The organism is Fibrobacter sp., assembly GCF_017551775.1.
In the GTDB taxonomy this organism is placed as follows: Bacteria; Fibrobacterota; Fibrobacteria; order Fibrobacterales; family Fibrobacteraceae; genus Fibrobacter.
This window is the reverse complement of the sequence record NZ_JAFZKX010000046.1, coordinates 1-26,212: the sequence shown is the minus strand read 5'-3', so window position 1 is coordinate 26,212 and position 26,212 is coordinate 1. Positions and strand designations below refer to the sequence as shown.

Sequence of the window (26,212 nt, the reverse complement as noted above, 5' to 3'; positions counted from 1 at the left end):
AGCGGGGTGTGACCAATGAGCTGGTCGGCAGAGGTATAGATTTTAGACATTTTGAAATTCCTTTTTTTGATTGTCATTCCGGCCTTGTGCCGGAATCACCGTTTTGTTTGTTAAAGTTCAGTTTTTTAAATAGCGTTAAGTGCCTGGTCGAGGTCGTTGATGATATCTTCGTAGTGTTCCGTGCCGATGGAGAGGCGGATCGTCGCCGGACTGATGCCCGCGGCAGCGAGTTCTTCCGGAGTGAGTTCCGAGTGGGTCGTCGTGTAGGGGTGAACCACCAGGCTCTTCACGTCGGCCACGTTAGCGAGCAAGCTGAAAATCTTGAGGCTGTCGATGAACTTGAAGGCTTCTTCCTGGCCGCCCTTCACGTCGAACGTGAAGATGGAACCGGCACCGTTCGGGAAGTACTTCTGGTACAGCGCGTGCTGCGGATGGTCCGCAAAGCTCGGGTGGTTGACCTTCGCGACCTTCGGGTGCTTCGAGAGGAACTCGAGAACCTTCTTGGTGTTTTCCACATGGCGATCGAGGCGCAACGAAAGCGTTTCGGTGCCCTGGAGCAGGAGGAAGGCGTTGAACGGGGAAATCGCTGCACCTTCGTCGCGCAAGAGGATAGCGCGGATATAGACGATAAAGGCTGCTGCGCCGGCCGCTGCCGTGAAAGGCACGCCGTAGCTCGGGTTCGTTTCGGTGAACTGCGGGAACTTGCCGCTTGCAGCCCAGTCGAACTTGCCGCCGTCCACGATGATGCCGCCGAGGGTCGTACCGTGACCGCCGATGAACTTGGTAGCGGAATGCACCACGATGTCGGCGCCGTGTTCGAGCGGGCGAATCAGGTACGGGGTACCGAAGGTGTTGTCGATAACGACCGGAATCTTGTGCTTGTGAGCGAGTTCAGAAACGGCATCGATGTCCGGGATATCGGAATTCGGGTTGCCGAGAGTTTCAATGAAGACGAGCTTCGTGTTGTCCTTGATGGCGCCTTCCACTTCCTTCAAGTTATGAATGTCAACGAAAGTCGTCTCGATACCGAACTTGCTAAGAGTGTGTTCCAGCAGGTTGTAAGTGCCACCGTAGATAGAACGCTGGGCAATCACGTGGTCACCCTTGCGGGCGAGCGCCGTGATAGCATAAGTGATGGCGGCTGCACCGGATGCGACTGCGAGGGCCGCGATACCACCTTCAAGGGCGGCAATGCGTTTTTCAAAGACATCCTGCGTCGTGTTGGTGAGGCGGCCATAAATATTGCCAGCGTCTTTCAGGTGGAAACGGTCAGAAGCGTGCTGGGCGCTATGGAAAACATAAGAGGTGGTCTGGTAAATAGGTACCGCGCGAGAATCGGTCGAGGGGTCTGCCTGTTCCTGGCCAACATGGAGCTGGAGGGTTTCGAAGTGGAGCTTGTTCTGAGTTGTCATTTGTGAAATTCCTTTTTTGCTTGTCATCCCCGCTGTCATCCTGGAGGCCGAAGGCCGATAGGATCCATTGGAAATCGTTGTTTAACTCTTCTGGACGTTCCGTCCGACAGGGTGTAAAGTAGAATCATTTCCCTACCTTTTCAATAGGGAAATGCCAGAAAACCCAGGAATTTTGCTTACATTTTTCTTACCGATAGTTTTTATCTATAACTGGTGTATAGGAAAAGCCTATTAAATCGCCCAAAAACGGCAATTTCAACCACTAACACGCGAAAGTCCCGCAAGGGGTGCCTGCGGGACTGTGAGGTGTATATGGAACTTCTACGTTAAATCTCGGCGCGCAGCTGCTTTGCCGCAGCAACGAGATTCTTGAGACTTGCGGTCGTTTCCGTCTCTCCACGGGTCTTGAGGCCGCAATCGGGGTTCACCCACACGTTGGCCTGGGGAACCTTGTCTATAATCTTGTGAATCGTATTGACGATTTCGTCCACGGAAGGCACGCGCGGCGAGTGGATGTCGTACACGCCCGGGCCCACCTGCGTCTCGAAATGCGCCTCGTTGAGCGCGTCGAGCAGTTTGAGGTCGGAACGGCTCGCCTCGAACGTGATGACGTCGGCATCCATGGCGTCGATATCGCGGACAATGTCGTTGAATTCGCTGTAGCACATGTGCGTGTGGATCTGCGTTTCGGGCTTGACCTTCGCATGCACCAGACGGAACGCCGGAATGGCCCAGTCGAGGTATTCCTTGTGCCAGTCGCTCTTGCGCAGCGGCAGCTTTTCGCGGAGGGCGGCCTCGTCAATCTGGATGACCTTGATGCCGTTCTTCTCGAGGTCCAAAACTTCGTCGCGGATGGCAAGGCCAATCTGCTGGGCCTGCGCCTTGAGCGAAATATCTTCGCGCGGGAACGACCAGTTGAGAATCGTCACCGGGCCGGTAAGCATGCCCTTCACAGGCTTGTTCGTCTGCTTCTGTGCGAATACGGACCATTCGACGGTGATGGGCTTGCTGCGGTGGATATCGCCCCAAACTACAGGCGGCTTGACGCAGCGCGTACCGTAGCTCTGCACCCAGGCGTTCTGCGTGAAGATGAAGCCGTCAATCTGCGTACCGAAATATTCCACCATGTCGTTGCGTTCGAATTCGCCGTGCACGATCACGTCGAGGCCGATGCTTTCCTGGAGGGCGATGCATTCCGCAATCTTCTTCTGGTTGAACGCCACGTACTGTTCGCGGGTAATCTCGCCCTTCTTGAAGGCGGCGCGATTCGCACGGACTTCCGCAGTCTGCGGGAACGATCCGATGGTCGTCGTGGGGAACGCCGGAAGATTAAACTTTTCTACCTGCACCTTCTTGCGGTCGGCGCGAGACGGGCTACGCACGAAGTCGGCATCGTTCAGGGCGGCAAGCGCGGACTGCACCGAGGCGGTAGACTGCACGCGCGTGACGGTGAAGAGGGCCCTGTTCTTTTCGAGGGCGTCAGAATTTTCCGTCGCAATGTCGGAAAGTTCCTCGAGTTTTTCTTCGGCGAAAGCGAAATGCTTCAGGGTGTCCGCGGGGAGCTTCTGTTCGGCAGCGACCGTGTAGGGCACATGCAACAGCGAGCACGAAGTACCCACGACCACGCGGGACGCATCAACAACCTTCTCGATTTCGGCGAGGAGGAGATTCTTCTTTTCGTAATCGGCACGCCAGATGTTCTTGCCGTTCACGACGCCCGCAAACAGGAGCGCATCCTTCGGGAAGCCCGTACGGAGCAGTTCAAGAGACTTGAGGCCTTCCACGAAGTCGAGGCCGATACCATCGAAACCAAGCGCAACCACATCGGCATAGACATCGCGGATATCGCCGAAGTAAGTCTGCAAGAGAACCTTGGCCGAGGCCTTCGCATGCACCTGTTCCAGCAAGGATGCGTAGATGGACTTGAAGAGCTGCTTTTCCTCTTCGCTCACGTCGAAGACGAGGGCGGGTTCGGCAAAGGCGATCCATTCGGCACCGGCAGACGACAGCTGTTCAACCAGCTTCAGGTAAGCGTTCACCGCAGAAGCGGCAAAAGCAGACGCATTCTTCTTGCCGTTGTAGCGGGCAAGCTTCAGGAAGGTATAGGGACCAACGAGGCTAGGAACTGTATGAACCCCGGCAGCCTTCGCCTCGTTGTATTCCCGAAGGGGCTTCACGTCGCCTGCGACAGCAAGTTCGGTAGAATCGTCCAGTTCGGGAACAATGTAGTGATAGTTCGTGTTGAACCATTTCTTCATCGGGAGGGCCTTGACATCGCCCTTTTCGCCCTGATAGCCGTGCGCAGCGGCAAAATAGGTCTCAAGTTCAGAAAGCCCGAGTTCCTTGTAACGCGCGGGAACGGCCCCAAGCAGGAACGCAGTATCGAGAACGTTATCGTAGAACGAGAAGTCGTTGGACGGGATAAAAGAAATTCCGGCTTGCTTCTGCTTGTTCCAGCCGTACAGGCGAATCTCGGCCGCAGTCTTCTGCAGTTCAGCCTCAGAAATTTCACCCTTAAAGAACTTTTCACTTGCAAACTTGAGTTCACGAGCCTTGCCGATACGCGGAAAACCAATTACAGATGTTTTTTTCGTTGTCATATTGTTTCTACCTACCTTTTTCGTATGTTATTTTGTTCGTCGGCAAATATATCTTCTTTTTTGGAATAGGTAAAATACTATTTTTTAGCACATCGCCATAGATTTAATCTATGGTGAATAACCAGCAATAAAAAAGCACTATGACATTACAACAACTGAAATACGCAGTAGCGGTAGCCGACACACTGAATATCACGGAGGCGTCCAAGCGCGTCTTCATTTCACAACCGAGCCTGACAGCGGCAATCCACGAGCTCGAAGAAGAAATGGGCGTGACAATTTTCAACCGCAGCAACAAGGGCGTCACCATCACGAACGAAGGCGATGAATTCCTTTCGTACGCGCGCCAGGTGCTGGAACAGGCCGCACTTCTCGAAGACCACTACAAGGGCGGCGAGAGCGGAAATACGATTTTCTCTGTCAGCTGTCAGCACTATTCTTTCGCCGTGAACGCATTCGTCGATGTCATCCGCAAATTCGGCGGCCCGAGCTACGACTTCACGCTCCGCGAAACGCAGACAAACGAGATTATCGAAGACGTCACCAAGATGAAAAGCGAAATCGGCGTTCTCTACCTGAGCGGAAAAAACGAAAAGGTCATCCGTAACATGATCCGGAAAAACAATCTGGAATTCGAACCGCTATTCACCACGCCGCTTCACGTGTTCATGTCGTCCAAGAACCCGCTCGCCAAAAAAGAACGCATTACCTTGGCGGACCTGAAGCCCTTCCCGTACCTGACCTACGAACAGGGAAACTTCAACTCCTTCTACTTTGCCGAAGAGCCGCTCACCGCCATCGACTTCGACTGCCCGCGAAACATCAAGGTCCGCGACCGCGCCACGCTTTTCAATTTGCTGATCGGCCTCGACGGCTACACCATCTGTTCGGGCGTCATCAGCCACAAACTGAACGGCAAGGAAATTATCGCGAAGCCGCTTTTCGTAATCGACAAGATGACCATCGGCTATGTCACGCGAAAAGGCGTGACCCCGTCCCGCTACGCCAAGGAATACATCAACGCCCTCCAGCGCCATTGCCATGTTAAAGGGAAAAGAGATGTAGTCTGAGGAGGTATGAGTAAAAAAAACGGAACGCGGGTCCAAGTTAACAGGACCCGCACGCTCCAAAAATATGATGGATGGAATAAAAAGCTATTTTATCGCGGCGTAAAATATCAGCACGAATTCGACAATGAATAATCTCATTGAGAAATTTACAGATGCGGCACTCGCACAGATGCGCGAAAGCCACACTTACCGCACCATGCGCCTGATGGAATCTCCGGAAGCTGCGCACATAATGCTCCGCGGCGAGAACGGGATTTCAAGCGAACAGATTTTACTCGCGTCCAATTCTTACCTGGATTTGGCGGATGTTCCCGAACTCAAGCAGGCCATGGCCGATGCCGTACTCAAATGGGGTACAGGAAGCGGCGGCGCGCGGCTCACCACGGGCAACAAGACTCCACACATGGAGTTGGAAAAAGAAATCGCACGGTTCAAGGGCGAAGAGGCCGCCATTACGTTCAACACGGGCTACATGGCAAATGTCGGGACGATTTCTGCGCTTTGCGGAAAAGGCGACTACATTTTTAGCGACGAATTGAACCACGCAAGCATTATCGACGGGATCCGTTTATCGCGCGCCAAATGCTTTGTTTACAAACACAATGACATGGCCGATTTGGAACGCGTCATTTTGGAAGCGAAGGCTGCCTATGAGCAGGCCGCAATTTCACAGGGAAAAACCGCGGCAGAATTCCGCGGGATGATCGTGACGGATGCCGTATTCAGCATGGACGGCGACCTGGCGAATTTGCCGGAGCTCCTGAGAATTGCAAAGGCTCACGAAGTTTTGCTGATGATTGACGAAGCGCATGCCACGGGAGTTCTTGGCAAAACGGGTCGCGGTTTGGCAGAGCACTATGATTGCGAACACGCCGATGTCACTGTCGGCACTTTGAGCAAGGCTGTCGCCACCGAAGGCGGTTTCGTGGCGGGCAAGCAGAAACTGATTGACTTTTTGAGAAACAAATCCCGCAGTTTCATATTCACCACGGCAATGGCCCCCGCAGTTGCGGCTGCCGCCTTGAACAACCTGAAATTTATCGAAGCAAATCCCGAAAGGGTTCAACAGCTTCGCGGCAATGTAGATTTCTTCTGCGAAAGCCTGCGGCGCGAAGGTTTGAATGTCGCCACATCGCCTTCCGCGATTGTCCCCATCGTTATCGGCGACGAGGCCAAAGCGATGCGGATTTCTGCGACGCTCCAGGAACATGGAATTTTGATTCCGGCAATCCGCTACCCGACTGTCGCCAAGGGGAGCGCCCGACTCCGCGCAAGCCTAATGGCCACGCATACGTATGAAGAACTTAGGCTCGCTGCGAAAAACATCGCTGAGGCAATAAAATTTTAGTAGAAAAGGAGATGCCCGCCTGCGCGGGCATGACAGACTGCATGACAAATTCTAAACCAAAAGGATATTTCGTAACAGCCACGGGAACCGATGTCGGAAAAACTTTCGTCACTGCCCTCCTCGTAAAAAAGTGGCGCGATTTGGGAATTGACGCAGGTTACTACAAGGCTGCCTTGAGCGGAGCCGAACTGCGTGACGGCAAGTGGATTGCCGGCGATGCCGATTACGTAAAGCACGTCGCAAACCTTCCCGATTCCCAGGAACAGCTGGTGAGTTACGTATATAAAGAAGCGGTGTCACCGCATCTGGCCGCCCGCAAAGAAGGCAACCCCGTAGAACTTTCAAAAGTCCGCGAAGATTTTAAAGCGGCCTGCGCACGTCACAAGTTCGTTTTTGCAGAAGGCTCCGGTGGAATCATTTGCCCGATACGTTATGACAACAAAGAGTCGGCCGCGCCGCAAAAAATCTTCCTCGTCGATATCATCAAGACGCTCAACTTGCCGCTCCTCGTGGTAACTACGGCAGCCCTCGGCTCCATCAACGCCTGCGTTCTCACAGTCGAATACGCAAGAGCCCACGGCCTCGAAGTTCGCGGGATTATCGTGAATCGCTACGGCATGAGCGGAAATTTCGAAATGGAAGATGACAACATCAAGATGATGCAGGATTTGACCGGGCTTTCCATACTCGCAAAATTGAGCGAAGGCGCAAACGACTTGGGCGTTAGCGAAATTTTCTAAATTTGGCGCCGTATGAATTTCTCTAGCGAAAGTTTTTCAAAAAAGATTGCGTTCGATAGCGAACATTTGTGGCACCCTTATGCCGCACTCAAGAATACTCCCGCTCGTTTCCTCGCAAAGTCTGCGCACGGAACGACAATCGAGACCGCCGACGGCCTAAAACTCATCGATGCCGTATCCAGCTGGTGGTGCATGGCTCACGGGCACAACGCTCCCGAAATCGTCGAAGCGATTCAGAAGCAGAGCGAAAAGATGTGTCACGTGATGTTCGGCGGATTCACGCACGAGCCCGCCATCGAACTCGGCGAACGCCTTGTAGAATTTTTGCCAGAAGGCCTGAACAAGATTTTCTTCGCGGACTCGGGAAGCATCGCCGTGGAATGCGCCGCCAAGATGGCGGTGCAGTACCAGCATTCGCTGGGCCGCCCGGAACGCTGTAAGTTGGTCGCCTTGAAGGGCGGCTACCACGGCGACACCGCAGGCGCGATGGCCTTAAGCGATCCCGACGGAATGCATGTGCTTTTCCGCGGAATCATGCCGCAGCATTATTTCGCCGAGCGCCCGAATTGCCGCTTTGACTGCCCTTGGGACGATAGCGATTTCACATCCATGGAGCGCGTCGTCGAAGAACACGAAAACGAAATTGCAGCCGTCATTTGCGAGCCCGTCTTTCAGGGTGGAAACGGAATGTGGCTTTACAATGCAGGCTACTTAAAACGCCTCCGCAAGCTTTGCGACGAAAAAGGCATCTTGCTGATTCTGGACGAAATCGCCTCGGGATTTTTCCGCACGGGCCCGCGATTCGCAATGATGCATACCGCCGACGCAAACGCCGATTACATCAAGCCCGACATCATGTGCATCGGCAAGGCGCTTACCGGCGGAAGCATCACCATGGCCGCCTGCGTCGCCTCTGACAAGGTCGCAGAAACCATCACGAACAGCAAGATTCCCGCATTCATGCACGGCCCTACCTACATGGCGAACCCGCTTGCATGCGCGGCAGGCATCGCCTCGCTCGATCTGTTCAAGAGCCGCAACTACGCCGAAAACGTCAAGCGCATCGAAAGCAGACTCCGTGCGAACCTCGAACCGCTCCGCAGTCTCGAAAACGCCGCCGACGTGCGCGTTCTCGGAGCCATCGGCGTATTGGAACTCAAGGCAAAGCCTTCTGCTGACGACATCCTGAAAGTCATCAAGGACACCGGCGTTTGGCTGCGCCCCTTCTGCAATTACGTTTACACCATGCCCCCACTCATCACCACCGACGCCGAAATCGACCGCATCTGCGAAGCCATCAAGCGCATTGGCGAATGCGAGCCCGCCCCGGTCGTAGAAGGCGAAGACGAATTTCACGAGTAGTGCTATGGATTATTACAGTTTGAAAATGCGCGCCTCGCAGCAAGTGGGCGAAGGCGACCAGAAACACGAACAGCACATTTCCGGTGCGGAACGCATCGTAAGCCGCGACGCCGTCGAAGCAGTCTGTTCGGCAATGGCCCACCGCGCCCTCACCCATTCCAAGGGCGATCCGGACTTCATCAATATCAAGATTGAAAAAGTTTGCGAAAAAGACATCCAGATTCTGAAGGCGCTGCCCGTCACCCGCATCGACGTAGACACTTGGCAACAAGGGCTCGACAAGGCTTTTGAACTCGTTGGCGAAGCAGCCGCCGGCATTCGCGAAAAACTTCCCGAACTTCTGCAGGCCACATTTCCCATGCGCGGCGCCATGCTTTACGATATCGCAACAGGGACGCGCCTGGAACCCGACCAACAGCGCGGCGTACGCGCCACCTACATGGACGCCCTCCACTCCAGCACGGTCGACAGCTGCAAAAACCATTTTAACGAAGCCATCGTTCTCGCGACAAAAGTGGCGAACGCTCCCGGCATGGTTGCGGAACTCTGCATCTCCGACGACCCGAATTACATCACGGGCTATGTCGCGAGCAAGGAACTCGGCTACGTGCGCATCATGAAAATGAAGGAAATGGGCGACGAGAACGGAGGCCGCATTTTCCTGTTCGATTCCCGCAAGGCAAAAGCCGAAGATTGCATCGAATTCTTGCAGAAAAAGAAAGTGCTTGTCGAAACCGCATGACACCTGTCACGCAAAATGGCTTGTCAATCAAACACCCCTCAATAAATACTAGTTTTAGACTAATTAAAAAAATGGAGGGAACATGAAAAAAATTCTATTCTGCCTTTTAGCGGCAATGCAGTATGCATCGGCAAATTCCTGCACCGATCTCCTTTTCCAATTTCTGTCCGATTCGTATTTAAAGCCAAATACCGAAATCCGGCTGGATTCCGTTTCCATGGTTTCGGAAGGCTCCGTAAAATACTCCTATGTCGACGGTAAACTCGACAATTCACGAATGACCGTCTATCTGGACAACTCGACAACAGAATACAAATACTACTGGAATCAAGACCCCAGCAAACTGACCAAAACAGGCTATGAATATTTGATGAGGGATTCTTCATCGGCAGACACCACGTATATTTTCGAAGACTTTTACGGCTTTGGAACATTGGGGCAACAGCGTTCATTCAAGTTCACGGCCAACTCCGTGCAGCTCATGACAAAAATTCTTGATTTCGGGACATCCAACTATTCCGAAATGTTTCTCGCAAACGATTCTATTGTACATACAAACTACAAAGGAAACGACAAGGAATCGGGAATTCTTTCGAAAACCGTGTACATAAGTGATTCGAGCGACACCCAGTGCTACGAAATAAAACCCGAGGGAGACACGGTTTCGACAATCAAGTTCTCCTCAAACGAAAACAACTATACCCTGACAATTCAGTCAGGCGAATTCACATCGCATTATTACTTCACCTACACGAAGCAAGAGACGACGGCCATCCGCAAAAAGAGCCCCCGCACTTCCATTCTCCCGAAGAATCGTTCATTCGACCTTCTCGGCCGTACCGTAAATAAAAAACATTAGGTCAAATGCAGCCCTGAACCAGCGCCTGCACGGCCTTCTGCATGTTCTTCTTTTCTACAGAAGAATAGTTGATGACGAACTTGTGCACGGAAGGTTCCGCCTCGAAGTAGTATTCCGAAAGCGCCTTGATGTTGACGCCCTTTTGGCGCAGGCGCCGACATACTTCGTCGTCGGAACATTTGGTGCGGACTTCCAGAATAAAATGTAAACCCGCATCTTCTTCGTAAATCCTCGCGACATCGGAAAGGCGGCTCTTGCGAATAGCGGTCAGCAACGTATCGCGTTTGGCGCGATACAGGTTGCGCATGCGATTGATGTGCGTCTCGTAATACCCGAGATTCAAAAATTTCGCCATCACGTACTGGTCGAGATTCGAGACCGTACACGAATAGAATGAAAGCTCGTTGCGGAATTTTTCGGCAAGGTGCGGCGGGAGCACCATGTAGGCGATTCGGATAGCCGACGTCATCGTCTTGGAAAATGTATTCAGGTAGATGACCTTCTCGGTAACATCGATATTCTGCAACGCAGGAATCGGTTTACCGGTCATGCGCAGTTCGCTGTCGTAGTCGTCTTCGACGATGTAGCGCTTCGGAGATTCCGCCGCCCAGCTGAGCAGGCGGTAACGTTCTCCGACAGGCATCACTTTTCCCGTCGGGAAATGGTGCGAGGGGGAAATGTGGACAATGTCCGCATCGGATTTTTTCACGGCATCGGTAAAATCACCCCCTTGAATGGGAATATGGCAAACCTTCACGCCGTACTGGCCATATATTTTCGAAATCTTGGCCCAGCCCGGATCCTCGACGCCATAGCACTTGTCAAAGCCGAGCAACTGGACCAGCAGACCGTACAGATAGTCCGTACCGGCGCCCACCACAATCTGTTCTGGCGCCACCTGGATATTCCTGAATTCCCGGAGCATGCGAGCGATAGCGCAGCGCAATTCCAATGTACCCGCACCTTGCGAAACCTTCAGCAAATCCCTCTGCCTTTCGCAAAGGACCTCGCGGGTAATCTTCGCCCAGGTGGTAAAAGGGAACGCCTCGATATCGGCCCCGTTGCTCGCAAAGTCGGCGATGTATTTGGGATTGGCCTGTTCCGCTTCTTCAAAGTTTTCAACAAGGCGCCTGCGGATTCGCGGCGGTTTACGCTTTTGATGTTTGGAAGAATCGGCCGCAGCGCTGATGTCGGCCACAAAAAATCCCTTCTTCGGGAGCGAATAGATAAAGCCTTCCGTCAAGAGCTGCGCATAGGCGTTTTCCACGGTCACTACGCTCACGCCCAGATTCTGCGCCAGATTCCTTTTGGAAGGGAGCTGTTCTTCGGCAAGGATGTTACCGCTTACGATATCCTTTTTGATGCATTGGTACAGGTAATGATATAGGCTGTTGGCGCCCGCCTTGGACATATCGTAAGTAAACATCATCTGACCTTATTGTATTTGTGAATCTGGTATTAAACTGACCTTATCAAAATAATAAAAAACTGAATATTGAGCAAGGCCAAGGAATGTTTTAAATTACGCCTTGAAAACAAACAATTCACTTTTTCAAGGAGTTTCACATGTCAGAACAGAATCGTTACGAACTCAACAAGAATCTCGCCCAGATGCTCAAGGGCGGCGTGATTATGGACGTGACCACCCCCGAGCAGGCCAAAATCGCCGAAGCCGCGGGTGCCGCCGCCGTCATGGCCCTCGAGCGCATCCCTGCCGACATCCGAGCCGCCGGAGGAGTCTCCAGGATGAGCGACCCGAAGATGATCAAGGGAATCCAGGACGCCGTTTCCATCCCCGTCATGGCAAAGTGCCGCATCGGCCACTTCGCAGAAGCGCAGATATTGCAGGCCATCGAAATCGACTACATCGACGAAAGCGAAGTGCTCTCCCCCGCCGATGACGTTTTCCACATCAACAAGCGCGATTTCGAAGTCCCGTTCGTCTGCGGCGCGAAAGATTTGGGAGAAGCGCTCCGCCGTATCGAAGAAGGCGCATCCATGATTCGCACCAAAGGCGAGCCGGGCACGGGCGACATCGTCCAGGCCGTACGCCACATGCGCCTCATGAACCAAGAAATCGCCCGCATTTCGAGTCTGCGCGAAGATGAACTCTTCAACCGTGCGAAAGAACTCCAGGTGTCGTACGACCTGGTGCGCTACGTTCACGACCACAAGAAACTGCCCGTGGTGAACTTCGCCGCCGGGGGTGTCGCCACCCCCGCCGATGCCGCCCTCATGATGCAGCTCGGGGCCGAAGGCGTGTTCGTGGGTTCCGGAATCTTCAAGTCGGGCAACCCCGCCAAGCGCGCCGCCGCCATCGTGCAGGCCGTCACCAACTACACCGACGCAAAGCTCATCGCCGAGCTCTCCGAAGATCTGGGCGAAGCCATGGTCGGCATCAACGAACAGGAAATCGCCCTGCTCATGGCCGAAAGGGGGAAGTAATGAACAATCACAAACCGCAAATAGGCGTGCTGGCGGTGCAGGGAGCGTTCATCGAACACGAACGCATCCTGCAATCGCTCGGCGCCGAAGTCTTTGAAATCCGCCAGTTGCGCGACTTGGACCGCGATATTGACGGGCTAGTGCTCCCCGGAGGCGAAAGCACCGTACAGGGGAAGCTCCTGCGCGATCTCGGGCTTTTCGAACCCCTGCGAGAAAAAATCGCAAACGGTCTGCCCGTACTCGCCACATGCGCGGGCGCCATCCTGCTTGCCGAAAAAATTGCAGGCGAAAGTCGCGCCCACTTCGCGACGCTTCCCGCAATTATCCGCCGCAATGCATACGGCCGGCAGCTCGGCAGTTTCTTCACCGAAAACGAAGTCGCGCATATCGGGAAGGTCCCGCAGACATTTATCCGGGCGCCCTTCTTCGAATCCGTCGGCAATAACGTGGAGGTCCTTTCGCGGACGGCAAGCACAAACGGAAATTCCGGCAGCGCAAACGCCGAGCAAATCGTCGCCGTGAAATACAAGAACCAGATCGCGCTCTCGTTCCATCCGGAACTCAATGCCGACACAAGCATCCACCGGTATTTCCTGGGCTTGATCGCCGCATAAGGAAAACCGCATAAAAAAAAGACGCCTCCAGAAAACATCGCTTTTCCAGAGACGTCCCTTTTGTACGGAGAGTACAAAAATTACTTGATGTTCGCTCTCCAGGTGGCAGGCTTGAATTCACCGACGATGGGAAGCAGGCGCTGGTCCACGTCGATTTTCAAGACGGAGTTGAAATTGTTCGTCGCAATCATCTGGGCGGCAAAGCCTACGATGGCCACGATTTCGGAATCGTTGTAGTACTTGCGCAGTTCTTCGAAATAGGAATCCGGAACGGCGGTGGGGTCCTTCACGATCTGCCTTGCAAGCTTGGCGAGGATTTCCTCGTTCTTCTCGTATTCAAAGCCGTTGGGGTCGATACCAAGAGCCCGCAAGTCGCTGATGAAGAACAGCGAGCAGAGCTGGCAGCTGTTGGTAGTAGAGATAGCGTGGGCGTAGACGGTAGCGGCGCGCTGTCCGATAATTTCTACGAGGCGTGCCCAGCTGGTGTACCAGCCCATGAAGGCGTCGAACGTCGCATAGTCCTGCAGCAGTGCGCGCTTCATGTTGGTGATCTTGCCTGTAGAAACGAGCTTTTCGTAGGCTTCCTTCGCCTTGCCCTGAGCTTCGTCAACCGATTCAATAAATTTTACTCTTGCCATTGTTTGTACTCTCCTTTGATGTTAATGCATCATTTTTGTTAAGATTTAAAGTGCGACCTTCAAGATTTCCTTGATTGCCGCAGCGTCAAGCGGCACATAGTGCCCGACCTTGCCGTTGCGCGTAGCCCTTGCGGCCATCGCGTCGAAGTCCTTGTCATCGATATTGAGTTCCGCAAGCGTCGTCGCGAGCCCCAGCTTCTTGAAGAACGCCGCAAGCTTTTCCGAAAGGATCAGCGCGCGTTCCGTTTCGCTGTAGTTGAACGAATCCACTCCGAACACGCGGCTTGCGAGGAGTGCGAGCCTCCAGGGCTTTTTCTCGGCCATGTACTTTGTCCAGGCGATGGTCACAACCGCCATGCCTTCACCATGGGTGATGTTGTACTGGGCAGAAAGTTCATGTTCGATGCGATGCGAGCCCCAGTCGGCGCGGCGCCCTGCATCCAGGAATCCGCCGTGAGCGACACTGGCGAGCCACTGGATTTCTCCGCGGGCGTTGACGTCTTTCTGGTTGGCGATGAGCTTGTCGGCATTGACGAGCAGCGCCCTGATGGCACCCTCGATCAAGTAGTCCGTAGTATCGGAAAACTTCTCGTCCGAGAAATAGCGTTCCAACAAGTGCGAAAGCACGTCTGCGATGCCCACGAAAGTCTGGTAAGCCGGCAGGCCCACAGTGTATTTCGGGTTCATGATGGCGAACTTCGGAATGATGCGATCGTCTTCAAAACCGAGCTTCCATTCACCGCTCGAAAGGATTGCCGCATTCGAAGTTTCGGAGCCGCTCGATGCCGTCGTCGCGATGACGCCAATCGGGAGCACTTCCTTGGGCGAAACGCCCTTCTCGAAAAAGTTCCAGACGTCGCCTTCGTAAGGAATGCCGAGCGCCACCGCCTTAGCCGTATCGATGGAACTTCCGCCACCGACAGCAAGGACGAAGTCTACCCCGTTTTCCTTGCCCTGCTTCACGAGTTCGCGCACCAGGTCGATGGACGGATTCGGCACCACGTTCCCGTTTTCGGAAAACTTGATTCCGAGTTCGGCAACGGCCGCCTTGATCACGTCGTAAATGCCGAGCGTCTTGATGAAGTCGCCGCTATACACGAGCTGGAGCGACTTTACGCCGTACGCAGCCAAAAGCGATTTCAGTTTCTGTTCACTGTGTTCGCCAAAGACAATTTTCGCCGGGTTGTAATATTCAAAATCTATCATTGTATTCTCCGTACAAAAAAATCCAGCCCGACAGTCGTTTCCTAATGGTGAAAACGCCATCGGAGCTGGATACTCAATGCAATCAATTAAATCGCAGCAAAGCCTTTTTCAAGGTCGGCAATAATGTCTTCGTAGTGCTCCGTACCGATGGAGACGCGAATCGTTGCCGGCGTAATTTCCGCTGCGGCGAGTTCTTCCGGAGTGAGCTCCGAATGCGTCGTCGTGTACGGGTGAATCACGAGGCTCTTCACATCGGCGACGTTGGCGAGCAGGCTGAAGATTTTCAGGCTGTCGATGAACTTGAAGGCTTCTTCCTGGCCGCCCTTGATGTCGAAGGTGAAGATGGAACCGCCGCCATTCGGGAAGTACTTCTGGTAAAGCTTATGGTCCGGATGGTTCGGGAGGCTCGGATGGCTCACGCGGGTAACCTTCGGATGCTTGGTGAGGTAATCCAAGACCTTCTTGGTGTTTTCCACGTGGCGATCCAAGCGGAGCGAAAGCGTTTCGACACCCTGCAGCAGCAAGAATGCGTTGAACGGAGAAATTGCGGCACCTTCATCGCGGAGGAGGATAGTGCGGATGTAGATGGCGTAGGCGGCAGCGCCGGCGGCCACAAACGGGAAACCGTAGCTGGGGTTCTTTTCGGTGAACTGCGGGAACTTGCCGCTTGCAGCCCAGTCGAACTTGCCGCTATCCACGATGATGCCGCCGAGAGTCGTGCCGTGACCGCCGATAAACTTGGTCGCGGAATGCACCACGACGTCGGCGCCGTGTTCAATCGGGCGGATCAGATACGGCGTACCGAAGGTGTTGTCGATGACCAGCGGGATCTTGTTCTTGTGAGCGATTGCGGCGATGGCGTCAATATCCGGGATGTCGGAATGCGGGTTGCCGAGCGTCTCGATAAAGATAAGCTTGGTGTTGTCCTTCACGGCAGCTTCGACACTCTTGAGATCGTGCGTGTCGACGAACGTGGTCTCGATACCGAAGGTGCGGAGCGTATGCTGCAGCAGGTTGAAAGTACCGCCATAAACCGTGCGCTGGGCAACCACGTGATCGCCCTTGCGAGCGAGAGCCGTGATGGCGTAGGTAATGGCAGCTGCACCAGAAGCGACAGCGAGAGCGGCAACGCCACCTTCGAGGGCAGCAATACGTTCTTCGAGCACACCCTGAGTGGAGTTGTTGATACGGCCATAAACGTTACCGCCAGCCTTCAGGGCAAAACGGTCAGCTGCGTCCTGGGAATTGTGGAAAACATAAGAGGTGGTCTGGTAAATAGGAACCGCACGGGAATCGGTTGCGGGGTCCGCCTGTTCCTGGCCAACGTGGAGCTGAAGAGTCTCAAAATGAAGCTTGTTCTGTGTCGTCATGGTAAAAATTCCTTTTAGGTTGCAGCGGACAAGGGGGTTTTATGTCAAACCCTTGTACGCTATAAATGTTTTTTGAAGTATCCTTAGGCTCAATTTTTCTAGCCGGTGGAGCCTTAAGGACAGAAGGCTCCGAGCTAGTTCGTTTTCAGAATGCCTCTCGGCATTCGACAGTCACTTACCATATAGCGCTCCTTCGAATGCTTAGGAATCACAAACCATTTTGCTTTTCCTATCAATCTTGTAGGCTTTAAGATAGAATAAGATTTTGCCCTCGTCAAGGCATAAACGCATACTATTTAACTATAGAAAGTTATAACTAAAATCTATAACCATGCCGACAAAAAAACTCCACCAGGATGGCAGAGTTTTTTGGGATAGAATAGAGGATTTTAGACAAATTAAATTACAGGTATAATCCCTTGCTAAAGTAACGGTCTCCGCGATCGGGTGCCACAAAGACGATGTTGCCGCGAGCACCGGAGGCAACCAACTTCTTGGCAGCGCTGAATGCCGCGCCAGATGAAGACCCAGCAATAATGCCTTCCTTTTGAGCAAGCTCGCGAGAGCCACCAAAGGCGTCGTCATCATTGATTTTGATTACTTTATCTACAAGTGACATATCCATCGTATCGGCGATAAAATCGTTACCGATTCCTTCGATGTTGTAATCGCCATGTTCACCGCCACCCATCGTAGAACCGATGGGGTCCGCAAGCACGCCCTGGATTTTTGGATCGCGTTCCTTGAGGTACTTGAGGATGCCCGAGTACGTGCCGCCACTCCCTGCGCCAGCCACCACGTAATCAATGTGCCCATCCAGGTCATCGTAAATCTCGGGGCCGGTCGTTTCGTAATGCGCGAGCGGATTGGCCATGTTGTGGAACTGCCTTAGCGAAATGGAATCCGGAATTTCCTTGAGGAGTTCCTCGGCCTTCTTTTCGGCACCGAGCATTCCCTCTTCGCGCGGGGTATTGATGAGCTCCGCACCGAGCGCACGCAAAAGCGTCTGCTTTTCTTGCGAGAACTTGGTAGGCACCACAAAGATTACGCGCACGCCGCGGTTCAATGCCGCAAAAGCGATTCCGAGCCCCGTATTGCCCGCGGTCGCCTCGACAATGGTTCCACCCGGCTTGAGCGTTCCCTTTGCGAGAGCGTCATTTACCATGTAAAGGCCCGTGCGGTCCTTCACGCTGCCCGAGGGGTTCCACAGTTCCAGTTTTGCAAACAAATTCACGCCCTCGGGGAGGCCCACATGCGTAAGCTTTACAAGCGGAGTCTTGCCAATCAGAGACTGCATCGATTCATAGTAACGCATAATCAAGCCTCCTTCGCGGCGTTGATGCCCGCATTCAAATCGAGAATGATGTCGTCCACCTTCTCGATGCCCACGGACAGGCGAATCAGCCCGTCGGTAATGCCCACCTTCTCGCGGATTTCCTTCGGGATGGAGGCATGCGTCATCGTAGCCGGATGGCATACGAGGCTTTCGACACCGCCCAAGCTTTCGGCGAGCGAAACCAGCTTGAGGCCCTTGAAGAATTTCTTGATGTCGTAATTTTCATAGAGTTCGAACGAAATCATGGCGCCGCCATTTTTGGCCTGTTTCTTGTTGATTTCGTAACCCTGCGCCGTCGGGAGGCCAGGATAATACACATGCTTTACGGCTTCATGTTTTTCCAGGTAGCGGGCAATGCGTTCCGCATTTTCGGTATGGCGATCCAGGCGCACGCCGAGCGTCTTGATGCCGCGAATCAGCAGGAACGAATCGAAGGGGCCGAGTACCGCGCCCACGGCATTCTGATTGAAGGCAAGCCTTTCGGCAATCTCCTTGTTGTTCGTCACCGCAAGTCCAGCCACCAAGTCACTGTGACCGCCCAAATATTTTGTCGCGGAATGCACCACGATATCGGCGCCGAGTTCCAGCGGGCGCTGCAAATACGGAGTCATGAAGGTGTTGTCGACAATCGTCAAGATGCCATGCTTTTTCGCAATCGCCGCGACGCCGGCCAAATCCGTCACCGTCAAGAGCGGGTTCGCCGGGCTTTCCACAAAGAACGCCTTCACGTCGGGCGTCACTTTCGCATCGAGCGCTTCCAAGTCCGTCGTATCTTCAATGGAATACGTGATGCCGAAATTCTTGAACACCTTGTCGAGAACGCGGAACGTTCCGCCATAAACATTGCTCGAAATGATGATGCGATCGCCCTTGTTAAAGAGCGAAAGCACCGTCGAGGTCGCCGCCATGCCGCTTGCAAACGCGAAGCCCGCCACGCCGCCTTCTAGTTCCGCAATCAGCGCCTCGAGCGCTGCGCGCGTGGGGTTCCCCGTTCGGGAATATTCCCAGCCCGTATTTTCGCCGAGCCCCGCCTGCTTATAGGTAGAAGTCTGGTAGATAGGGACGTTTACGGCTCCCGTAACCTTGTCGCCATCGATGCCGCCGTGAATCAGTTTCGTTTCAATATAGTTGGAAATTGACATTTTGAAAATCCTTTGGCGCGACCGCGCCGTTATTTAAAAGTTTGAATAAAAAAATCCGCTACGGAAGAACCGAGCGGAAACCAGTTTGATAGAATATCCTAAAAACTAGTCGCCCGCCCGACATCGACAAGAACAACATTTAGTCGCAAAAAAACGAATCATTTTTAATTCCCTATTGTTTTGATAGGAAAAATATAGACACAAACTATTGCATCGTCAACCAAATTCGGGATATTTGGTTATACTATTTTCCGCTCACCAGATATAGGAAAAATTTATATACCGCTTAAAACCAGCAGCTAGACTTCGCGATAAGCCACTTTATTCCAAATACATGACTTCGCCGATTTGCGGCATAAGTACGGGCTTACCCGATTCGCGGGCGGCACGTTTCGCGTTTTCCAGCGGCTCGTAATACGGATGTTTGCTCAGGCTGAATTTGGAATGATGAACCGTGAGATAGCGTTTCGCGTCCAGTTCAATCATTTCTTTGCCCAGGTATTCCGGCATCGTATGGACCTGCGACCAATCCTTGTTGTATTGTCCGTTTTCCATAATGGCGAGGTCGATGTCCGGGAACTCCTTCCCGATTTTCGCATAGTGCGGGCCATAGCCGGAATCGCCACCAATCCACACCAAACGCTTGGGCGACTTGAATGCGAACGAAGCCCAGAACGTCTTGTTTTCGTGCAGTTCGCGGCCCGAGAAATGCCGCGCCGGAGTCGCCGTCACGCGGAAGCCTTCTTCCAAGTCGGCGAATTCCCACCAGTCCAATTCCACAATTTTTTCGACAGGGTAACCCCAGTATTCGAAATGTTCGCCCACACCAAGAGCCGTCACGACTTTCTTGACGCGAGGCTTCATCTCCGTTACCACCTCGTAATCCAAATGGTCCCAATGGTCATGGGAAACTACCAGATAATCAATATCCGGCATGTCGGCGGGCTTGTAGACATCCGTCCCCAGGAACATCTTGTTCGCGAACTCCACCGGAGAGCCCTTGTAAAACACCGGGTCCACCAGCACCTTCTTGCCAGACAGATTCATCAGGTAAGACGAATGCCCGAACCACACAATCCAATCGCGGTCCTGCGGGAGCGACTTCAGATCCGTCTTGATGACATGAAGCGCCGTATCCGGGAACAACAGCGTCTTGTCGCCGAAAACATAATCCTTCCAGACTCCAAGTTTGGTCCTATTGCCCGTCGAGAACGCGGTTTCCACCTCGTTCACGAACTGCGTTCCATCGTAATGCGGCGATTTCCTGACACGCTCCAGGCGCTCGCCCTGGGGAAGGCGCCCAAAACTGGGCTGGCTGATAAACAGAATCCCCACATCCCCAAAAAGAAATAATATCGATAAAATAATTGCCGTTAACATAAGCAATTATACATTATAAAAAATTTCAATCCGAAAAATTTTTGTCAATCGATTAAGTCGTTCTGAAAACGCGACAAATGTTCGAACGGCAAAATCTGCCGGCCTCTGAACAGCCCGCAACCATCGTTGATGAGCTGGTTGTTGATGGCCTTGAACATGTTCACGTCTATTTTCGCCAGCTCGAGTTCCTGCAACTTTGTCAGGCGCTCGTAAGCCTCGTCAAAATAGACGCACTCGCCGCCCGGAATCTCGTCGCGCTTGGTGCGGCGCGCCTCCTGCAACTTCTCGTAACCGAAGTGGTTCGCCTCGCCTATCTCGGCAAAATCGTCCATGTCCTTGGTACGCAATTGCAGTTCCGTATAGCAACGCGCGAGATTGTCGTAGAACGTGATATGCAGCGACTGGTAACCCGTGCTTCTCGGGGTCGTCACGTAATCGCGGTAGTAGGGCCGAATGGATTCCATGAGCAAATCGGAATGCCCCTCGAATCCGGAAAGTTCCGCGGAAAAACCCTTCTCTTCGAGGAATCCGGGCAACACGTTCGCGATGTCGTAGAGGTACTTCTGCTCTATGGCGGTCCTGTCGTCGCCTTTCTTGATATGGCAAGTCGGCATCGAGATGACGATGCGGTATGCGATAAGGTCGCGGAAGCAAATCAGGCGGCTCTTGATTTCCGCCTCGGACGGGAACACCCTATTTTTCTTGTAATAGTCGTAGATGTATTCAAGGATGTACCCGTTGAATTTTTCTTCAGCGCGGACCAGCGACTTGATGCGTCCCTTGAAGGTGAAAGCCAAGAAGGGATACTCGCGCGTCATGAACTTGTAGAATTCCTTGATTCTCTGAGACTGCGAAGTCAAGAAGTCATTGTGCTCGAGAAGCTCGATTATCTGAATCAGGTAATTGGAATGCGCAAGGTCGATGCCGTTGCGCGATTCCTTCGCGCTGTTCCTGAGGTCGTTCGAATACTGGTGCAAAATTTTCAGCACCGTATTTCCGGAGAATAGATAGTCGTTCAGAGAAATCATACAAGAAGAAATATAACAAAAGGTTCTTCAAAACCTGCGATATTTTTTCATGTATTTTTCAAGTCGCTTCGCCGGCTTTACATTATTTGCAACAACATTTCTCGCAATCACAATTTCTGTAAAACTTCGCTACCTGACGAACATCTTCCGCAGATTTTTTCCGTTACGTACAAGGTACACGCCCGGTTTCTTGGGCATGGTTTGCAAGGTTCCCAGATTGCAGCCCCGCAAATCGTAAACGGTCGCGAAACCCGGAATTTCCGCAGAGCGGTTCGGCCTCATGGCGACGGACATGACATCCGAGCCGTACTCGAACGCGCCCAAATCAGGAGCGTCGCCTACAAACGGGAAACCGATATCTTCGCCCTGGTCAATGGCGCGACTCCCCTTCTTGAGCCGCAAGAAGTCCACATTGGGCAAACTGCCGTCAGCATTGCGCGGACCCAATATTCCCGCAAGCTTCGAGAGATCCTCGCCCGTCACGGTCATACTCGGGTCATCGAGACTCATAAAGTCATCTTCCGTCAAGTCGAGCTTCAGGTTCCACGTGTTGTTTTCGCCGGCGGGGCAATCCACATAATGGTCGATGTCCTGGCTCGATATCTTTTCCCAGCAAGTCCCGATTTGCGAATTCTTGTTCGGGAAGGCGATGTTGTTCTTGAGCACGTGCGCGTTGTCGCCCGTAAGCGGGGCCACCTCGGCAAGGCGAGTTTTGCCGTCTTCGGCGTAGAGCGTCGACGCCATGCTGTAAGCGCGATCTTCATTCATGTAAGACGTGTTGTTGAGCCACTTGCTGCCGGCATTGGTGTAGTTCGCATAAAAGCCCGAAGATTTGTTTTTCCAGGCGACGCAATACTTGATCGTATGATGTCCGGTGCCATACGTGCTCTGGCCCATCTTGATTCCGTAACCGTTTCCGTTTTTCGGATTGCCCCGACCGTAATCGCTGTAGCCGTTGCCCATGGCGTAGCAGTTTTCCAGAACCACGGGAAATTCCTGGTTGATGAAGTCGAAACCGTCGTCGCTGTTCCACCACGCGCGACACCCGATGAACCTGGTCGTATCGCCCTCGCCGGGCTTCTGGTAATGCGCCCCGAAACCGTCGGCATTCTCGCCGTCGCCCTGCCAACCCGTAGGGTCGTAATTGTCGTGCGCATCGCAGTTCAAGAAGATGTGCCCGCCACCATCCGCCGCGCCGTCGTTCGCGAAAAATCCCGGACCCGCGTTGTGGTGGCTTTCCATCTCCTCCAAGAAAATATGCTTGCTCGCGTAAAGGAAAACGCCGGAATTCGAGTTGTGCTTCATGGGAGTATTGCGCACCTCGATACCCTTCAAGTGGAGGAACTTCGCCGAAATCACGATGGGCGAAGTGTACATCGCCCCCGCGGGAGTGCCGTCGCTGTGTTCCTCGCCTTCCGCCACCGGGAGGTTCGCCCCGTCAAAAATCGGACGCTCGCCCGGGTAGGCAAGATAATGGATGCGCTTGTCGTCGCTCTCGCCGCTCGCCGTCAACAGGATTGCGGCCGTCATCTTATACCGCGCGAAAAAGACCGTATCGTGCAAGTCGTACACGCCGCCGCGAATCCACACCGTATCGCCCGCGGCCACCACGGCGTTCGCCTTGTTGAGCGTCGCGAAAGGCTTCTCCTTCGTGCCCGCATTGCCGTCTTTGCCGTCGACAGCAACATAATAGACCGCACCGAAAGCCTGCGCCGCAGCCAAGGCCAGCCCCAAAGCAAACGTGAACCTGTTTCCCATATACACCTCTATCAATCAGGCATCAGCATTGTGCTGATTATACTCAATTCCTCTACCAGACAAAAAGAAACTTCGACTATTTACTTAATATATGCTCTCAAAATGCGCCTGTCAAGAGGGCCATGCCACTACCAAATGGCTTTTTTTGTTCCGATATTTTTTGCCGCAACAGTTTTTATTTCCCGAACAAATCGGAATGCGTTCCAGTATCCACAAGGGTAAGCGCCAAGATCCCGTTGTTCTTTCTGTAGCACAAAAGCCAGTCTGGACGGATATGGAGTTCTCTCGTCCCTGCGAAAACGCCGGACAGTTCGTGGTCACGAAACTTTTCGTCAAGAGTCTGGTCCGTCCGGAGTAATTCGACAACGGACTTGAGTTCTTCTAACGGGAGCCCGCGCTTTTTGCAAAGCTTGTAGCTCTTCTTAAAACGGTTGGTCCAGATAACTTCGTAAATCATTTGTCAAGGTCCGCCCACATTTCGTCCATATCCGTATAGCGCTTTGTATTGGGGTCGGCTTCAAGCCGTTTCGCTTCTTCAATTGCGTTCAGCAGTTCACCGGAACGCCGAGGATATTTCACTTCAAATGGGAGACCTTGCTGCAGCACCACCTGTCGCAAGAACATCGAAAAAGCCTGAGACATCGAAAGCCCCAGCCCCTCAAGGAGCTTGTTGGCCTGACGGTTCAGCTCAGAATCGATGCGAAAATTTTTTGCTATGGTGCTCACGCCCATAAATATAGATTCAAGCGATTGCAAAAGCAAGTAATTGATTGAAAAAAGTCGCAAAATACTTGCATATGATTGCTTTTTCTTTGCATTTGTAGCATGCATATCTATGTTAACTCCTTTGACGAACAAGCGTGAAATCGTCAAAAACTACTCACTTGTGCACTAAATATACCTTTTTGAAATGAGCCTGTCAAGAGGCCTAGAATTTTTTGGAGGGGGAAGTCTCCCCCTGGCTGCAGCCTCGCCGCCCCCGTCACCCCGCATTGTCATGCCGGACTCAGTTCCGGCATCACCGATTCACCCCACCCCAGCCGAGGCTTCCACTCACCCCCTCGCCTAGGGGCGAGCCCCTAAAACCCCCGTATTGTCATCTCGGACTCCGTTTCGTGGTCGTCTTTTGCTATCATTCTCATTGACATATTAGAGTTTTTCGCTCTTGTTCTCAGTCTGAAAATCTGGTACATTTTCAATGTCTAATGAGAACTGGGTGGACGCTCGCGCACTTTGTGCGCGGGTCGTCTTCCGCTTATCATTAGACAGGTTTACCAGAGCCTTCAGACTGATAAGCTGACGGCCCGCGTTTTTTTTATCCCAAAAAACGTCATCGAGCTACCAGTGCAAGAGTGAGCACTGGCTGAGGTTTGATTGACGAAAAAAAAGTCATCTCTGCGTATTGATAATGAGGAACAGCACGAAAGTTCCGGTTTCCTTTCTGCACAAGTTTTTTGGTGTCAATCTTGTCGCATTCCTATAATCACGCCTCCAGAGCAGATTAATGGCGTTAATGGCAAAAGCGTATGCCCGCTTTGTCATTCAGCAACGACATTTCTGTCAACAGATTTGCGTCCAGTCTTTCCAGAGGAAAGATTGCTGTTGGAACTCCTATTAGCTCACGATCAACCTTTGAAATACTCAGAGTGTTCTGTGTGGGCTTTAGACAGTCGCTATTATATCGACGGAAAGATGAAGTCAGTTCCTTCAAGGACTTTTCGGACGGAAGATTGCGATGTCCTTTCCGCATTGATTAAGGAAAACGAAAAAAGTAATAAATCCAAGAAGATACAAGCATGTTTTGAAGACTTCAAAAACAAATTTATTGCGGCTAATAAGAATCGCCTTAATGCGCTGATCAGCGAAGCTCATGCTTTTATAAAGAAAGAAGCTGCCAACTATCCTGAAGAAAACATTGTTTTGTCCTTTTCTGGAGGTAAGGATTCTTCTGTTACGGCAGACATTGTAACGAAAGCATTAGGTAATCCGAGCCTTGTTCATATTTTCGGAAACACAACATTGGAATTTCCGCAAACGGTTGAATACGCAAAAAGATTTAAGAAGAATCATCCGTTTGCAATTTTTGAAACTTCTATCAATGAAGATCAAAATTTTATGGATGTTTGCGAAGACATTGGTCCTCCTGCGCGAATTATGCGTTGGTGCTGTTCCATGTTCAAAACTGGACCGATTACCCGCGTATTGAACTCTTTGTACAGAAATCAGCAAATATTGACTTTTTACGGGATTCGTCGTGCGGAAAGTGCAAGCCGAAGCAAATACAATCGTGTTGAAAGCGGCAAAGAATCTGTTAAAATTCAAAAGCAAACAGTAGCGTCTCCAATCATTGATTGGAAAGATATCGATATATGGCTTTATCTTTTAGCGGAGAATGTTGATTTCAACGATGCGTATCGTTTAGGATACGATCGTGTTGGTTGCTGGTGTTGCCCAAATAACAATCAGCGTGCTCAATTTTTGAGTAGAATCTACATGCCTGAAAATTCTAAACAATGGCGAGATTTTCTGATTCGCTTTGCGAAAAGAATTGGAAAGCCCGATCCAGAAGAATATGTGGATTCAGGCGCATGGAAAGCGCGTCAAGGTGGAAACGGCTTGGCGGCTGCTGATGATGTTAAAATCAAATTCACAAATTGTACCGCCGAAGACCATGCGAAAAATTACAGGCTTGTTCGCCCATTTGACGACGAACTTGTGAATATGTTCGTACCGTTCGGAAAGATAAACCGTGAACTTGGAAGAAAACTTCTTCACGAAGTTCTTGTACTTGATGTTCGTACAAATGTGCCAATCATTTCTCTCCAACCATTTACTGTTGATGGCTTTGAACACGCTGTAAAGATAAGGACGATGAATGTTGCAGATCATGATGATTTGCAAAGAAAAATTGCTTATCAGATTCGAAAATTTAATGGCTGCAGAAAATGCTTGAAGTGTGAAAGCGTGTGTAAGGCAGGATCAATTAGTATAACTGCTGAAGGTTATCACATTGATGAGAATAAATGCATCCATTTCAAAATGTGTGTAAATCAATCTGTCTTAGCGATGGGATGTTTGATGGGAAAGTATTTGAAAACGAAAGAGGTTCGTGAGATGAAATTTAGAGCTCATGAGACTTTTTTTATCCGTAAAGGCTGGCTT

22 protein-coding genes are annotated in these 26,212 nt (G+C 52.1%); 9 read left to right on the top strand and 13 right to left on the bottom strand.

Translation table 11 applies throughout. The annotated features are described in order from the left end of the window. Positions 1-125: 125 nt before the first annotated feature. Together IK012_RS05745 and metE are read right to left on the bottom strand one after the other, a co-directional pair. Positions 126-1,412, bottom strand: coding sequence for an O-acetylhomoserine aminocarboxypropyltransferase/cysteine synthase family protein (locus IK012_RS05745; protein ID WP_290951755.1), 1,287 nt, complete (start codon positions 1,410-1,412; stop codon positions 126-128). A gap of 326 nt (positions 1,413-1,738) precedes the next feature. Then, positions 1,739-4,012, bottom strand: coding sequence for a 5-methyltetrahydropteroyltriglutamate--homocysteine S-methyltransferase (gene metE, locus IK012_RS05740; RefSeq protein WP_290951751.1), 2,274 nt, complete (start codon positions 4,010-4,012; stop codon positions 1,739-1,741). 140 nt (positions 4,013-4,152) lie between these two features. Here metE and IK012_RS05735 point away from each other — a divergent pair, with 140 nt between their 5' ends. From IK012_RS05735 to IK012_RS05710, 6 genes are all read left to right on the top strand, one after another. After that, positions 4,153-5,082 (top strand): LysR family transcriptional regulator, encoded by a 930-nt coding sequence (locus tag IK012_RS05735; protein ID WP_290951748.1) that lies wholly within the window; start codon positions 4,153-4,155, stop codon positions 5,080-5,082. Between the two features lie 124 nt (positions 5,083-5,206). Beyond that, positions 5,207-6,430, top strand: coding sequence for an 8-amino-7-oxononanoate synthase (gene bioF, locus IK012_RS05730; protein ID WP_290951745.1), 1,224 nt, complete (start codon positions 5,207-5,209; stop codon positions 6,428-6,430). Between the two features lie 11 nt (positions 6,431-6,441). Next, positions 6,442-7,170 (top strand): dethiobiotin synthase, encoded by a 729-nt coding sequence (gene bioD / locus IK012_RS05725; protein WP_367273777.1) that lies wholly within the window; start codon positions 6,442-6,444, stop codon positions 7,168-7,170. Positions 7,171-7,182: 12 nt separating this feature from the next. After that, positions 7,183-8,532 carry an adenosylmethionine--8-amino-7-oxononanoate transaminase gene (gene bioA / locus IK012_RS05720; protein WP_290951739.1) on the top strand — a complete coding sequence of 450 codons (1,350 nt, stop codon included), beginning with the start codon at positions 7,183-7,185 and terminating at the stop codon, positions 8,530-8,532. 4 nt (positions 8,533-8,536) lie between these two features. Beyond that, complete coding sequence (locus IK012_RS05715; protein ID WP_290951736.1) at positions 8,537-9,274, top strand: 6-carboxyhexanoate--CoA ligase; 738 nt, start codon at positions 8,537-8,539, stop codon at positions 9,272-9,274. Between the two features lie 82 nt (positions 9,275-9,356). Then, the gene (locus IK012_RS05710) at positions 9,357-10,133 is read left to right on the top strand and encodes a hypothetical protein (protein WP_290951733.1); all 777 of its coding nucleotides are present in this window, start codon (positions 9,357-9,359) and stop codon (positions 10,131-10,133) included. 1 nt (position 10,134) lies between these two features. Here IK012_RS05710 and IK012_RS05705 read toward each other — a convergent pair whose 3' ends face one another. Then, a complete protein-coding gene (locus IK012_RS05705; protein WP_290951730.1) occupies positions 10,135-11,562 on the bottom strand; it encodes a PLP-dependent aminotransferase family protein in 1,428 nt (475 codons plus the stop codon). A 137-nt stretch (positions 11,563-11,699) separates the two neighbouring features. On the opposite strand from IK012_RS05705, the gene pdxS reads away from it, so the two are divergent. Both pdxS and pdxT read left to right on the top strand, forming a co-directional pair. Further along, the gene (gene pdxS, locus IK012_RS05700) at positions 11,700-12,578 is read left to right on the top strand and encodes a pyridoxal 5'-phosphate synthase lyase subunit PdxS (RefSeq protein ID WP_290951727.1); all 879 of its coding nucleotides are present in this window, start codon (positions 11,700-11,702) and stop codon (positions 12,576-12,578) included. After that, complete coding sequence (gene pdxT, locus IK012_RS05695; protein WP_290951724.1) at positions 12,578-13,192, top strand: pyridoxal 5'-phosphate synthase glutaminase subunit PdxT; 615 nt, start codon at positions 12,578-12,580, stop codon at positions 13,190-13,192. The genes pdxS and pdxT overlap by 1 nt, the downstream gene beginning before the upstream one ends. An 80-nt stretch (positions 13,193-13,272) precedes the next feature. Here pdxT and IK012_RS05690 read toward each other — a convergent pair whose 3' ends face one another. The 10 genes from IK012_RS05690 to IK012_RS05645 form a co-directional block, all read right to left on the bottom strand. Next, a complete protein-coding gene (locus IK012_RS05690) occupies positions 13,273-13,830 on the bottom strand; it encodes a hypothetical protein (RefSeq protein WP_290951721.1) in 558 nt (185 codons plus the stop codon). A 45-nt stretch (positions 13,831-13,875) separates the two neighbouring features. Beyond that, complete coding sequence (locus tag IK012_RS05685; protein ID WP_290951718.1) at positions 13,876-15,036, bottom strand: iron-containing alcohol dehydrogenase; 1,161 nt, start codon at positions 15,034-15,036, stop codon at positions 13,876-13,878. An 86-nt stretch (positions 15,037-15,122) separates the two neighbouring features. Next, positions 15,123-16,406 (bottom strand): O-acetylhomoserine aminocarboxypropyltransferase/cysteine synthase family protein, encoded by a 1,284-nt coding sequence (locus tag IK012_RS05680; protein WP_290951715.1) that lies wholly within the window; start codon positions 16,404-16,406, stop codon positions 15,123-15,125. Between the two features lie 403 nt (positions 16,407-16,809). Continuing rightward, complete coding sequence (locus tag IK012_RS05675; RefSeq protein ID WP_290951714.1) at positions 16,810-17,721, bottom strand: PLP-dependent cysteine synthase family protein; 912 nt, start codon at positions 17,719-17,721, stop codon at positions 16,810-16,812. Positions 17,722-17,723: 2 nt separating this feature from the next. After that, positions 17,724-18,884, bottom strand: coding sequence for a PLP-dependent aspartate aminotransferase family protein (locus tag IK012_RS05670; RefSeq protein ID WP_290951711.1), 1,161 nt, complete (start codon positions 18,882-18,884; stop codon positions 17,724-17,726). 321 nt (positions 18,885-19,205) lie between these two features. Further along, positions 19,206-20,219 carry an MBL fold metallo-hydrolase gene (locus tag IK012_RS05665; protein ID WP_290951708.1) on the bottom strand — a complete coding sequence of 338 codons (1,014 nt, stop codon included), beginning with the start codon at positions 20,217-20,219 and terminating at the stop codon, positions 19,206-19,208. Positions 20,220-20,308: 89 nt separating this feature from the next. Further along, entirely contained in the window at positions 20,309-21,292 is a 984-nt protein-coding gene (locus IK012_RS05660) for a guanosine polyphosphate pyrophosphohydrolase (protein ID WP_290951705.1), read from the bottom strand. Positions 21,293-21,421: 129 nt separating this feature from the next. Further along, positions 21,422-23,050 carry a right-handed parallel beta-helix repeat-containing protein gene (locus IK012_RS05655; RefSeq protein WP_290951699.1) on the bottom strand — a complete coding sequence of 543 codons (1,629 nt, stop codon included), beginning with the start codon at positions 23,048-23,050 and terminating at the stop codon, positions 21,422-21,424. Positions 23,051-23,225: 175 nt separating this feature from the next. Then, positions 23,226-23,504, bottom strand: coding sequence for a type II toxin-antitoxin system YafQ family toxin (locus IK012_RS05650; protein ID WP_367273779.1), 279 nt, complete (start codon positions 23,502-23,504; stop codon positions 23,226-23,228). Then, complete coding sequence (locus IK012_RS05645) at positions 23,504-23,881, bottom strand: type II toxin-antitoxin system RelB/DinJ family antitoxin (RefSeq protein WP_290951692.1); 378 nt, start codon at positions 23,879-23,881, stop codon at positions 23,504-23,506. Before IK012_RS05645 ends, IK012_RS05650 begins: the two co-directional genes overlap by 1 nt. Before the next feature lie 564 nt (positions 23,882-24,445). Between IK012_RS05645 and IK012_RS05640 the strand changes: the two genes are divergently transcribed. After that, on the top strand, positions 24,446-26,212 hold a 1,767-nt coding region (locus IK012_RS05640; RefSeq protein WP_367273778.1), incomplete at its 3' end, for a phosphoadenosine phosphosulfate reductase family protein.